General features: G+C 34.2%; 10 protein-coding genes. 8 read left to right on the forward strand and 2 right to left on the reverse strand.

From position 1 onward, the window contains the following. The first annotated feature begins 1 nt into the window (after position 1). From NCC77_RS22675 to NCC77_RS22710, 8 genes are all read left to right on the forward strand, one after another. On the forward strand, positions 2-256 hold the full coding sequence (locus NCC77_RS22675) for an acyl carrier protein (RefSeq protein WP_250837596.1): 255 nt from the start codon (positions 2-4) through the stop codon (positions 254-256). After that, a complete protein-coding gene (locus tag NCC77_RS22680; RefSeq protein WP_250837597.1) occupies positions 253-753 on the forward strand; it encodes a 4'-phosphopantetheinyl transferase family protein in 501 nt (166 codons plus the stop codon). Before NCC77_RS22675 ends, NCC77_RS22680 begins: the two co-directional genes overlap by 4 nt. A 115-nt stretch (positions 754-868) precedes the next feature. Next, entirely contained in the window at positions 869-1,654 is a 786-nt protein-coding gene (locus NCC77_RS22685; RefSeq protein ID WP_250837598.1) for a polysaccharide deacetylase family protein, read from the forward strand. Positions 1,655-1,678: 24 nt separating this feature from the next. Continuing rightward, complete coding sequence (locus NCC77_RS22690) at positions 1,679-2,806, forward strand: aspartyl protease family protein (RefSeq protein WP_250837599.1); 1,128 nt, start codon at positions 1,679-1,681, stop codon at positions 2,804-2,806. A gap of 210 nt (positions 2,807-3,016) precedes the next feature. Then, a complete protein-coding gene (locus NCC77_RS22695; RefSeq protein WP_250837600.1) occupies positions 3,017-3,709 on the forward strand; it encodes a response regulator transcription factor in 693 nt (230 codons plus the stop codon). Further along, on the forward strand, positions 3,699-5,066 hold the full coding sequence (locus NCC77_RS22700; RefSeq protein WP_250837601.1) for a HAMP domain-containing sensor histidine kinase: 1,368 nt from the start codon (positions 3,699-3,701) through the stop codon (positions 5,064-5,066). Before NCC77_RS22695 ends, NCC77_RS22700 begins: the two co-directional genes overlap by 11 nt. A 300-nt stretch (positions 5,067-5,366) precedes the next feature. Beyond that, complete coding sequence (locus tag NCC77_RS22705; RefSeq protein ID WP_250837602.1) at positions 5,367-8,582, forward strand: TonB-dependent receptor; 3,216 nt, start codon at positions 5,367-5,369, stop codon at positions 8,580-8,582. 262 nt (positions 8,583-8,844) lie between these two features. After that, entirely contained in the window at positions 8,845-11,457 is a 2,613-nt protein-coding gene (locus NCC77_RS22710) for a beta-glucosidase (RefSeq protein WP_250837603.1), read from the forward strand. 70 nt (positions 11,458-11,527) lie between these two features. Here the strand turns inward: NCC77_RS22710 and NCC77_RS22715 are convergent, their stop codons facing one another. Beyond that, positions 11,528-13,312 carry a mechanosensitive ion channel family protein gene (locus tag NCC77_RS22715; protein ID WP_250837604.1) on the reverse strand — a complete coding sequence of 595 codons (1,785 nt, stop codon included), beginning with the start codon at positions 13,310-13,312 and terminating at the stop codon, positions 11,528-11,530. Between the two features lie 76 nt (positions 13,313-13,388). Further along, the gene (locus NCC77_RS22720) at positions 13,389-13,763 is read right to left on the reverse strand and encodes an acetolactate synthase small subunit (RefSeq protein ID WP_250837605.1); all 375 of its coding nucleotides are present in this window, start codon (positions 13,761-13,763) and stop codon (positions 13,389-13,391) included. Between the last annotated feature and the right edge of the window lie 77 nt (positions 13,764-13,840).

Raw genomic sequence — 13,840 nt, forward strand, 5'->3', positions numbered from 1 at the left:
AATGGACAGACAAGAACTTACCGAAAGATTAAAAGTAATTATAAAGCCTTTTGCAACCAATACAGAAGCTTATGACAATTTAACTGAAGAAACAGACTTCATTAAAGATCTCAATATAAACTCGGCTAATTTGGTGGATATCGTGCTTGATATTGAAGAAGAATTCGACATCGTAATTGACAATGCCGATATGGAACGAATGCTGGATGTTAAAACTGCTTTGGAAATCATCGAAACCAAACTCGCTGCAAAATGATTGGCAATGACATTATAGATCTCGCGCAGTCACGCAAAGAAAGCAATTGGCAACGAAAAGGCTTTATAGAAAAGCTTTTTACAGCCAATGAGCAACAGCTTATAAAAAATTATATTGAACCAGAAGTCATGGTTTGGCTTTTATGGAGCATGAAAGAAGCTGCGTATAAAATCTATAATCGTCAGACCAAAATTCGTGAGTTTAGTCCCAAAAAGCTTGTTTGTTCTATAGAATCATTAGACATAAATAATTCATGCGGGAAAGTATTTTGCGATAAAAATATTTATTACACCAAAACTATTTTATCACTAGAAAGCATTCATACGGTTGCTGTTACCAATTTTAAAGATCTAAATAATGTGATTGAAGTTGAAAATAAAGAAATTGTAAAAGACGAAAACGGTATTCCGTATTTGAAAATTTCTTCCAATGCGCTTCAAGATATTTCAATTAGTCATCATGGGCGTTTTGAAAAGAGGATTATGATACAAAATTAATTTATCAAACACCTAGTGGTTTCATTCCAAAAAAATCAGGTTTTAGTTGCTCAGAATATTCTTTATATTTGATTCTTTATACGTTCAATTCATATTCACCAGAAAGCAAAAATCTATGAAAATACTTTTTACAAAAACGGTATTGCTTTTACTTTTCTTAACCTTATTTTCTTGCGAAAATAAAAAACCAAAACCAGTCGCAAAACCGGCCTATAAAGCGGGTGTAATTTTATCTTTTGATGATGCTTATGTAGACGAATGGTCAGAGGCTGATCAAGTTTTGCGAAAATATTCTTGGAAAGCAACTTTTAACGTCTGCAGAATAGATTCGATTGGAGCACCTGAAATTAAAAAACTGCTCGAAATGCAAAAATACGGTCATGAAATTGCCGGACATGGCTATCATCATTACAATGCTGTTAAGTTCACGCAAAAATATAGCGTCAAAGAATATCTAAAACAGGAAATCGATCCGATGATTATTTCTATGAAAAAAAAATCCTTCAACGTTACTTCCTTTGCTTATCCTTATGGCGAAAGATCAGATTCCCTGGACAAAGCACTATCTCCTCTTTTTAAAATTATTAGAGGAAGAGCATTTGGAGGTGAAATTCCAGAAAAGCAAGACAGCTATTTTAATAATTCTAAAATCGTATTTGCGTTTGATATTGATAATAGCCACATTCATTTCAGCATTCCGTATGTATTGGAGTTATTAGATTATGCCAAAAAGAACAATAAAATTCTACTTTTATGCGGTCATAAACCCGTGAAAGAAATCACTGAAAATTATCAGGTGAAAATCGAAACTTTAGAATTTATCTGCAAATACATGAAACTGAATGATCTTAAATTCTATAAACTTTCAGATTTAGACAATTTGCTTCCGCCACAGCTTTAGTCCAAAAAATAGAAATTATAAACAATGAAGATTTATCTTATTTCAATGATGGCTGCCGTAACGGTTTGTCAAGCCCAAGTAAAAAATCCTGTAATTAAAGCTTCTTCTAAAATCTGTTATATAAAAGAAGAAAATGAAGAAAAAACAAAATGGTATTTAGATTCAAAAGCAAAACCTGACTTATACGTCACCAATAAAACTCCGAAAGAGAAAACGGTTGTTTTTTATACTAACGAAGATTCTATCGTCATAAAATTAAAACCTGGTAAAAAGTTTGATTTTGCAGTCCTTTTAAATAATACCGACAGCTGTTACACGCGCATTGAATGTCCGCCTTTACAAAACTTTTCAAAACTCAAACCTGAAATACACGATACAATTCCTTTTGTGCTTTCAGAGTACAACAACATCATTTTCAAGGTTAAATTAAACGACAAAGAAACACTCGATTTAAAATTTGATTCGGGAACTAGTGATTTTCTTTTAACCAATGATATGATTAGTCAGCTAAAATTAAGCAGTTTAAAAGGACATAATTTTCAACTTGGAAATCAAATCTGGAAAGATCAGCAGATTTATCCTGTAGAATTATCTGGACAAGGAACTGTGGGACGCTTTGGCTGGAATCTATTTGATGGTAAAATTGTAGAAATCGATTACGATAAAAAGCTTTTTATAATTCATTCTAAGTTGTCCAAACGAAACAAAGCGTACACAAAATTGGATATGGAATTTACACATACTTTGTTTTGCGTTCAAGGACAACTTCAAATAAAAAATACAGCTTATAAAGGTCGTTTTCTTTTTGATAATGGTTATCAGCGTACCGTAATGCTTGATCAAGAAATGGTACAAGAACAGCAATATCCAACAGAAAGTTTGCCAGTTCTTAAAAAAGTAATTTTAAAAAATGGTCAAGGCGAAGAAGTTCCAGTTCTGACAGTGAAAAACGAAAAACTTTACTTAGGCAATTTATGTCTAAATGATGTTCCCGTACAATTACTAACAGCAAACAATCCGGCACGATTTAAAACCCATATTCTTGGTAGCGAAGTTTTAAAAAGATTTAATACCATTTTGGATTTTCAGGAAAACAAAGTTTACTTGAAACCAAATTCACTATGGAACGAATCTTATACGGAAGGGTCATAAAAAGAATACTAATTATTGTAAAACTAAAAGAATCTAATTTAAACAAACGCATTAAATTAGATTCTTTTTTTATTTCATAATTAAACACTTGTAAATTTTAAATAATTAAATCTTATACTTGCAAAACATTTTTCAGAGAATGCATTAACTTTTAATTACTTTTATCAGGATAAAAATTCATTTTATTTCTTTCAGCAATAGCTACCAGTAATGAATAAAGTATTATTAGTCGAAGACGACCCAAGAGTTGCCTCTTTTATTACAAGAGGACTTGAAGAACAAATGTATCAGGTTAAAAATGTCAGTAAAGGTTTTGATGCCATTAGTGAAGCAACGGAAAACAATTATGACATTATCATTCTGGATATAATGCTTTCTGATATTTCTGGTTTTGAAGTCTGCGAAGTTTTAAGAAATCGAAAAATAATTATTCCTATTCTTATTCTAAGTGCGCTCGACACTCCACAAGAAAAAGTGAAAGGATTAAAAGCTGGAGCCGATGATTATTTAGCAAAACCTTTTCTGTTTGAAGAACTTTTGGCACGAATTAATGCACAACTTCGCCGTACAGAATTTAGCTCTGGAGTTTTAGATTTTCAATCGTATGCTGGAATCAAAATCAATATGAAAGAACAAAGCGCCAGTAGAGACGGCAAAGAACTCAATCTTTCTTCTCGAGAATTAAAACTTTTGATCTTTTTCATGAAAAATCGAGAAACTGCTTTGTCTCGAATTGCCATTGCTGAAGCCGTTTGGCAAATGGATCTTGATATGAGTACTAATACGGTTGATGTTTACATTAATTATTTAAGAAATAAAGTGGACAAGAATTTTTCTTTTCCGCTTATACATACCATAAAAGGTACTGGCTATATGCTTAAAGATAAATCTCATGAATCTTAAAAGTAAGCTTGCCAGAAACTCTACTCTGCTGTTTGCCTTTATTTTAGGGCTTGTTCTTATTGGGTCTTTTTTGCTATTTAAAAGCCACAGAAAAGATTTGTATTATGAAAAGCTCGAAGACAATGCTTTGATTACTGCTTTTTTCTATTTTGAAAAAGATGAAATTAGAAAAATGGACAGTGTTAGTTATGAAGAAATAGAAACGCAATTCAATAAAATTGCCAATCAGTCTATTAGAATTTACAATGCCAAAACAAAGAAATTGTATTTGCACGATGATGTTCCGGTTGTTTTAAGCGATCGAAAGTTAAATGCCATTTCTAAAGACCGAATTCTACATTTTACAATAGACCAAAGGCAATTTAGCGGTTTATATTACAAAGACAATCAAGGAGATTTTATTATTGTGGTTTCTGGAATTGACGATGTTGGAAACCAGCAGTTGGAAGTGCTTGGTATTGTATTTTTTACGCTCTATCTCGCAGGAATAGCGCTTAATTATCTTTTGGGAAGATTTTTGGCGAGACAAACCTTTCGGCCTTTTGCAGATGTTATTTCAAAAGTAAATACCATTACAACCGAAAATCTCCACTCGAGACTTGAAATGCCTGCTGCAAACGGAAAAGATGAAATAAAAGAACTGATTACCACCTTTAATTATCTTTTAGAAAGACTTGAAAATGGTGTTGCCATACAGAGAAACTTTCTTAAAAATGCGTCGCACGAACTAAAAACGCCTCTTACTTTTATTATTGGTGATATCGATGTTTCGTTACAGCAGCCTAGAACCGCTGAGCAATATGAAGAAGTTTTAAAATCACTTCGAAAAGATACTTTTCATTTGAAATCTACTTTAGACGGATTACTAATTTTGTCTGGTTTGGAACTTTCAGAACCCGATCAAATGGAAACTATTAGAATTGATGAAATTCTATGGAATATTCTAGAAAAGAAAAACATTGAATATCCCGAAGTAAAAGTTGTGCTTAATTTGGATTCCATTGCTAATAATGAAGATTTATTGTCTGTTAATGCCGACAAACATATGCTGTTTATTGCTTTGTATAATATTATAGACAATGCGATTAAATTCTCTTTTCCTTCTCAGGTTAATGTTGTTGCGCAGGAACAACAAGGAAAACTTCTCTTAAAAATAATAGATCAAGGTTCTGGAATTGCCGAAAAAGATATTGAATCTATTTTCGATTTATTTTTTAGAAGTGATCGAACGAGACATATTCAAGGACAAGGATTAGGGCTTTTTATTACGATGCAGATTCTTAAGCGTCATAACATCGCTTTAGCTGTCGATTCTAAACTTGAAAAAGGCACTGTTTTCTCTCTCCTATTTCCTTAGTTTTTTAAACAAAAATTAAAGCTTTTTCATGGTTAGAAAAACTGATTTTTGCCATTTGGTAACATTTACATAATACTCTAATCTATCTCTAATCTTGTTTAAATCTATCTCTAATGCCTTATTTTATGGCACATGAGACAAACTCCTTGATTTTAAAGCGCTAACCGTTTTTTCATCAAATAACGTCTTCATTATCTTAAATTAACAAAGAATTGTTTTTTGATTTTTCGTTAACATAAGCCTTAAATCGAATCAAAGGAAAGAGATTTTATTTGTCGTGGATAAAAACTAATAAATAACATGACAAAACTAAAACTCTTTTTTTCGGCTTTAATGCTCCTTACCGCAGGAAGTATTTTTGCCCAGATTACAACTTCATCGTTGTCTGCAAAAGTCAATGATGGAACCGCTGCAGTTATAGGCGCAGAAGTTACTTTAACACATTTACCTACAAATGCAGTTTACAAAGCGACAACAGACAAACAAGGTCGCTTTAGCTTCGAAAACTTAAGTGCTGGCGGTCCTTACGAATTAGAAATAAAAAGTAATGACACTAAAGATTACTCCAATGCAAATATTTATCTAGCTCTTGGAGAAAATGATTTGCCAGCAATTGTAGTTGGAAAAGCGGATAATAATGTATTGGAAGAAGTAGTAATTACAAGTTCTAAACCTTCTTCTAAAAATAATGGTACAAATATTAATGAAAAACAAGTTAACGGACTTCCATTAATTAATAGAGGAATTCAAGATGTTACTAAACTTGTTCCTCAAAGTTCTAACAATTCTTTTGCAGGTACCAACTTTAGATACAACAACGTTACAATTGACGGTTCTATTAATAATGATGCTATCGGATTTAGTCCGTCTTTAGGAGGACAATCTGGAACTTCTGGAATGCCAGGAAGCAGTACACGTTCCAATTCTATCAGTTTAGATGCCATTCAAGACATTCAAGTTTATATTGCTCCTTATGATATTAAATTAGGAAACTTTTTAGGAGGAAGTGTAAATGCTGTGACAAGAAGCGGAACCAATAAAGTGAGCGGATCTATTTACAGCTACGGCAGAAGCGCAGCGATAACAGGACCAAATAATGCTGGTGATGGTTCAAAAATGCCGAGTTCTTTTGGAGATTATCAAGTAGGTTTTAGATTGGGATTGCCAATTGTTAAAGACAAATTGTTCTTCTTTACCAATATGGAATACGCAGAAAGAACAGATCCTGTTTTTTATAATGCAGGACAAACTGACGCTAACGGAAAATTGACTTCATTAGTTGATAACGCAACCGCAGAACAGATTTCTCAATTCGTAAAATCAAACTACGGATTTGATCCTGGAACTTATGGTTCTTATAATAATTTTTCTAAGAGCCAGAAATTCTTCAATAAGATTGACTGGAAAATCAATGAAAAAAACTCACTTTCTTTAAGAAACAATACCGTAATTTCTCAAGCTACAAACTTAGAGCGAGATGCTGCAAACTTTAGATTTGCAAACATGGATTTTACTCAAAAAAACCAAGCGATTAGTACTGTTTTAGAATTAAAGACTCACTTTAATAGTCAATGGTCAAACTCCTTTATTGCAAGTTACTCGGCTATAAAAGATTATCGTGATCCAAAATCTAATAATATCATGTTTCCTCAAACAGAAATTGGATACAACGGAGGAACTATTTTCTTAGGAAACGATCGTGAAGCAACTGTTTTCAATATGAAACAAAATACTGCTGAGATTACAGATAACCTTACTTATAAAACAGGAAATCATACTTTACTATTTGGTACTCACAATGAGTTTTACGACATTAACTATGGTTTCGTAAATGCACTTAACGGAAGAGTTTCATACAAATCTCTAACAGATTTCTATAATAAGCTTCCTACTCGTGTTCGTGGAACTTATCCGTTTGATGGTTCTACAAGAGATGAAATTTTTAATAATCCGTATGCTAAATTTAAAATAAACCTTTACAGCGCTTACGTTCAAGATGAAATTAGAATTGGAGATAAATTAAAAGTTGTTCCAGGTATTCGTATCGATTATACCGATTTACCAAACAAACCAAAATTAAGCCAGCAAGTACAAAACTCTCCTGAAGATCCAAACTACGGAACAACCTATACTTACACTCCGTTAAATCAAATTAAAAATAACTTCTTTAGTACAGCTTTAGTTTCACCAAGAGTTGGATTTACTTATAATGTCGATGAAGACAAAACATTTGTTATTAGAGGTGGTTCTGGAGTATTTACAGGAAGAATTCCGTTTGCTTGGTTAGGATATGCCTACTACAATGATGGTGTTGGATACGGAAGTTATGACAAAAACAATTTAACTGCTGCTCAAGTTGCTGCTGCTGGAGATCCTTTGGCAACAGGCGGACTTAACGGTTACCACGATGCTACGCCGAAAGTACAAGCCGATTTAGTGGACAATAAATTTAAAATGCCTGCGGTTTTAAGAAACTCTTTGGCTTTTGACAAAACAGTTGACGGTTACAAATTTACGCTTGAAGGTATGTACACAAAAGTAATTCGTGACCTAGAATTCCAACAAGTAAATAAAACAGATAATCCTACTTATTTCTCTTACGACACTAAACACGAAATGCCAATTTATGCTGCAAACATAAACTCAGCTTTTTCTAATGCGTATTTGTTATCAAACACAAATAAAGGATACCGTTACAGTATTACTGAAATGATTTCTAAAACTTACGATTTTGGCTTCAACTTTATGGTAGCTTATACTTACGGAGATTCTAGAGACATAACAAACGGAATTCGTAACTCTATGGAAAGTAACTTCCAGATGAACCAATCATTAACTCCAAATAACCCTCAATTGGCAACTTCTAACTTTAATATTAAGCACAGAATTGTTTCTAATGTTGGCTACGGTGTAAAAGTTGCTCCAAACAATACATTATCTGCTAACGTGTATTTCAATGCACAATCTGGAAATCCGTTTTCTTGGGGATTTGTTAACTCAACAATTGCTGGAACAGGACAAGCGGCAGGTTTAGCTTATATCTTTAAAGATGCAACAGAAGCAGCAAAATATATTGGAGTGAATGCTGCAGGAGTTCCTTCGGCAACTGCAGCACAACAAGTAGCAGATTACGAAGCTTTTATTAATGGAAATGATTATCTAAAAAGCCGTAGAGGAACATTCACTCAAAGAAATGGAGATACTACACCTTGGAACATTCAAGCCGATTTAAAATTAATGGATGAAATTCAGGTTACTAAAGTTGGTACATTCCAAATCTCATTCAGTATGGCCAATATCGGAAACCTTATCAACAAAGATTGGGGAAGAAGCTATTTTGTTCCTAACACTTATAATTCAACAGCAAGTCTTGGTTTGACCAAATCAGGAAACTTAGGAGGAGTTGCAACAGGCGATCCAACTTACACGTTCCAAAAACCAACTTCTTCACCATATACTGTAGATCAATTAGCTTCAAGATTCCAAGGGCAGCTTGGCTTGAGATACTCGTTCTAAAAATTGTGTTTTTTTTATTTTTGATTATCTCCCCGTTTCTACTTTAGGAAACTGGGAGATTTTCCTTTTTATAATCGGATCTAATTTTCAAAAAAATAGCATTATCCAACATTTTTGAAAAAGTCTGTGAAACTTATTTTGACTTTTCTGCTTCCTTCTAAAATAGAATTAAGTATATTTATTTAAGACTAACTAAACCAAACTGTTATTGCTGTTTTTTAATTTAACAGTATATAAAAATAAATCAAACCAACCCAAACCTATGAAAAGAAAATCCATAGTTATTGCGTTACATTTTTTTGCTTTAGCCACCTTTGCGCAAGAAAATTTTCCGTACAAAAACCCTAATTTACCAACCGAACAGCGTGTTAATGACTTGGTATCGAGAATGTCATTAGAAGAGAAAATCAATCAATTAATGGATTCTGCTCCCGCAATTGATCGCTTGGGAGTTCCTGAATACAATTGGTGGAACGAATCGCTACACGGAGTTGCGCGTGCAGGATATGCTACTGTTTTTCCGCAATCCATTTCAATTGCTTCTTCTTGGGATCGCCAACTGGTATTGGATGTTGCCAATGTAATTTCTGATGAAGCTCGTGCCAAACATCATGAATATTTAAGGAGAGGACAGCACGGCATCTATCAAGGATTGACATTTTGGTCACCCAATATCAATATTTTTCGTGATCCTCGCTGGGGTCGCGGACATGAAACGTATGGCGAAGATCCGTTTCTTACGGGGCAATTAGGACTCAATTATGTAAAAGGACTTCAAGGCACCAATGACAAATACTTAAAAGTTGTTGCAACCGCCAAACATTATGCAGTTCATTCTGGTCCAGAACCGTCCCGCCATTATTTTGATGCTAATACCAGCGATGTTGATTTATATGAAACCTATCTTCCTGCTTTTAGAACTTTAGTCAAAGAAGGACATGTTTACTCGGTCATGGGTGCTTACAATCGTTTTAGAGGGGAATCAGCAAGTGCGAGTCCGTTTCTTTTTAATATTCTTCGAAATGTATGGGGATTTAATGGCTATATTGTATCTGACTGTGGCGCAGTGACTGATATCTGGCAATATCATAAAATAACCAAAGATGCCGCAAGTGCTTCTGCATTAGCCGTTAAAAATGGTTTGGATTTGGAATGCGGAAGTAGTTTTCAATCTCTAAAAGAAGCTGTAGATCGAAAATTAATTACTGAAGCCGATATTGAAACCGCTGTAAAACGTTTATTTACGGCAAGATTTAAACTAGGAATGTTTGATCCAGACGACATGGTTCCTTATGCACAAATTCCTTATTCTGATAACAATAATCCGGCACACGATTATCTTGCTCGAACAGCTTCGCAGAAAAGTATTGTTCTTTTGAAAAACCAAAATAATACACTGCCACTTTCTAAAAATATTAAAACCGTTGCTGTAATTGGTCCAAACGCTAATGATGTTCAATCCTTGTTGGGGAATTACAACGGTTTTCCAAGCAATCCCATTACTGTTTTAAAGGGAATTCAAAATAAATTGGAACCCAATGCAAAAGTTTTATATGCAAGAGGAACCGATTTAGCCAAAGGAGTTCCTGCTATGAAAATTATCCCATCCATTTATTTTCAAAATGAAAACGGAACACAAGGCTTAATTGGAGAATATTATGATAATCGGGAATGGAATGGAAAACCTCTTTTTACTCGCGTAGATGACAATGTAGATTTTCATTGGGATATTAATACGCCAGATTCCCGTTTGAAAATGGGCAATTATAGCGTAAAATGGACCGGTTATCTTACAGTATCTAAATCGGGAACTTATAACATTTCGGAATGGTCGAAACCATATATGACGGTTCAAATTGAAGGCGGAGAAACATCAGGCGGTAAAAACACGCATCATCCACGTTTTCGTACTCAGAAGATTGATTTAGCAGCAGGAAAGAAATATAAAATAGAAATTAAATACCAAAATTATTATGGTGATGCTATTGCGCAACTATTATGGGCAGAACCGCAAGAAAATTTAGTTCAAGAAGCGGTACAAACTGCGAATCAAGCCGATGTTGTAATTCTAGTTTTGGGATTAAATGAACGCTTAGAAGGCGAAGAAATGAAAGTAGAAGCTGACGGTTTCAATGGCGGTGATCGAACAAGTCTGAATCTTCCCGCCAATCAGGAAGAACTTATGAAAGCCGTTAAAGCTACAGGAAAACCTGTAATATTGGTTTTAATCAACGGAAGTGCGCTTTCTATTAATTGGGCAAATGATAATCTGCCAGCAATTTTAACAGCAGGATATCCGGGACAGCAAGGTGGAAATGCTATAGCAGATGTTTTGTTTGGAGATTATAATCCAGCAGGAAGACTCCCTGTTACGTATTATAAATCTGTAGATCAGCTTCCTGCATTTGATAATTATGACATGGAAGGCCGAACCTACCGTTATTTTCATAAAACACCTTTGTATCCTTTCGGATTTGGTTTGAGCTACACCCATTTCAAATATTCTAATCTACAGCTTCCAAAAAATTTAAACTCTGAAACCGATTTTAAAGTTTCTGTTGATATAACCAATACAGGAGATCGTGACGGAGATGAAGTAGCCGAATTGTATATCAAAGATGAAAAAGCTTCTACTCCTCGCCCAATCTTTCAACTAGAAGGTTTTGAGCGACTTCATCTTAAAAAAGGCGAAACAAAGACGGTTACTTTTACTATTACGCCAAGACAGCTTTCTATGATCGACAAGAAAAAACAACTCGTTGTAGAACCAGGCTGGTTTACTATTTTTGTTGGCGGAAAACAGCCTGACGGTTCTACTGACATTCAAACTGGAAGAATCAAATTTACAGGCAAGACTATTGTATTAAAAAAATAATCTTAGTCTAAATGATAGCATACTGCGCAAAAAAAACGAGCTTCAAAAGAATTGAAGCTCGTTTTTTTTATCAAAATATGGTTTCGTTTGCATTAGGATCAAAACTTCCTTTATCTGGATATTTAATGCTATCCTTTAATTCCTCTACTCGTTTTGGATCAAACTTAGGCAATTGCAATTCGTTATTTTCTTTCCACTTTTTAACGGTTTCAGAGATTTCATCTGCTTTTTCTTTAGAAAATGGAGTATCACGCGCCATATATAATGTTTGTGACGGATAAGCTAAAGAAGTACCGCTTTTTTCTATAATATCCATCATTCGCAATAAAAGATCTTCCTGAACCTCTTGTGATGTCTCCACATTTATAGCTTCAATATAAGCCGTAATTTCAACTTTTAAAGCATCGACTGTAATTCCGGTAAAACGAACTATTGGTGGCGTATTTAAAACCGCTGGATGTGCGTAAAGCAAAGATCTTAATTCAACAAGCAGATAGCGCATCTGGTCTGGAGTCGTTTCCATTCTAAAACCAAAAATCGGATTAAATATAAAACGGTCGCGATGTGCATAATTTTCGATTTTACTAGCCGACAGTTGCCCATTTGGGATTGTTACAATAGTACGAGCTGCAGTACGAAGTGTAGTAGAACGCATTCCGATTGCTTCTACAGTTCCTTTTATATCGTCAACTCGGCAATAATCACCAACTCGCAATGGCTGATCGGCAATAAGGCTAACACTACCTACAAAATTTTCTATTGTTTTTTGCGCTCCTAAAGCTAATGCGATCCCCCCAATACCCAGTGCAGCAAGTCCGGCTGTAACATCGACTCCAATAATTCCTAAGATTGCAATAATTCCGATTACCACAATTGCAGCTTTCATGGTACGGCTTAAAAACAATACCGCAGATACCGCAGAAGCTCTACCGCTACTGTTCATTCTGCTTCTGGTATACATACTCACAAAGTCGGTCATTCTCCAAAGTAGTATTAGAAAAGCTAAAATCCCGATTGTAATTATGATAATGCTAAACCGCTGGCGGACTATTATCGAAATTCCCATTCGTTGTGTTGATGCGATGAATAAAATCACCGTAAGATACATTTGAACTGGAAGCGTAAAGGCATCTATAATCGCAGTTCCTTTTTCACTATCTGCTTTTTTCCATATCTTTTGAATCAGAAAAATGAGTACGAAAATAAGAAGTCTCGACAATAAATAAGTAACCACTGCCATTACCACCACTACTCCCCAGTGACCAATTGGAACATTTCCTAATTTTCTATCTTTCAAAAACTTGGGTAAAACTCTATCTAAAAAAGTTTTTTCTCCGCTAATATCTGCTGCAAGAATTGCTTCTATGGTCTCAGCAGAAAAAAGCCATAAAGCGGGCTCACTATCATCTGCCTGATTTTCTAAGTAAAGCGGTATATTTATTTTATCTGTAGATATGTTTCCAACCAAATCTATGCCCGTTGTCAAATTATCGTCTAGACGTCCTAATTCTTTATTGCTTAGAATTGATGATGGCGAGAAATTACCTCCCTGATCCAGCAGCTGCTGAAAAGTTTTGGCTATTTGTATTCTTTCGGCTGTTTTACGATAAGAACGTTTACTTAACACAAGATACTGGCTCGCACGAAGATAATTCTGATCGCCGATTGCTTTTATGAATCCGTTGACCGTTCCTTGAGGGGTTCTTCTTCCTAAAGAATCGTCAGGAGTTTTTACAGGTTCTTCAGTCGTAGTTTTTGTTCCGCCTAAAAGCTGTGCTTCTAGTTTACAAGGAGTTATTGTTAAGACTGAAATCAACAGTAAAAAATGAAATAAACGTTTAGTACCTAAAATCATATTTTTTAGCTTTAGTAACTTAGACTATTAAAAATAAGAAATATAGCAGAAAAACAACTTGTTTAAGTTGCTTTTTTTAAATTTCCACATAAAAACCTTCACTAGATTTCATAAGTGCTATTCTAGAACTCATTACAAATTCAATTAATCCAAATCCTTTTAATTTTTCAGTCAATTGCTTCATTTCTTCATCTCTTCCAACAGTTTGAAGTATAACATACTCTCTTTCAATTTCAGAAACTTTGAGATCGTTTTCACGAAGCAAACTTTCCATATTCGCATTCGTCATCAATACTTCTGTTGCCATTTTAAACAATACCATCTGTTTAGAAACAATTTCATCATTTGAAGAATAATAACATTTAAAAACTTCTATAATCTTCTCTATCTGTGCCGCTAAATTTATAACTGTATCTAAACTTCCATTTACTACAATGGTGTGTCTGTACATATGCTCTATTTCGCAAATAGATATATTAAGACTCAAAATCTGTATTTGTTTTCTTAAAAATAGGCTAGATAATTTAG

This window comes from Flavobacterium tyrosinilyticum, from assembly GCF_023656565.1.
GTDB lineage: Bacteria > Bacteroidota > Bacteroidia > Flavobacteriales > Flavobacteriaceae > Flavobacterium > Flavobacterium tyrosinilyticum.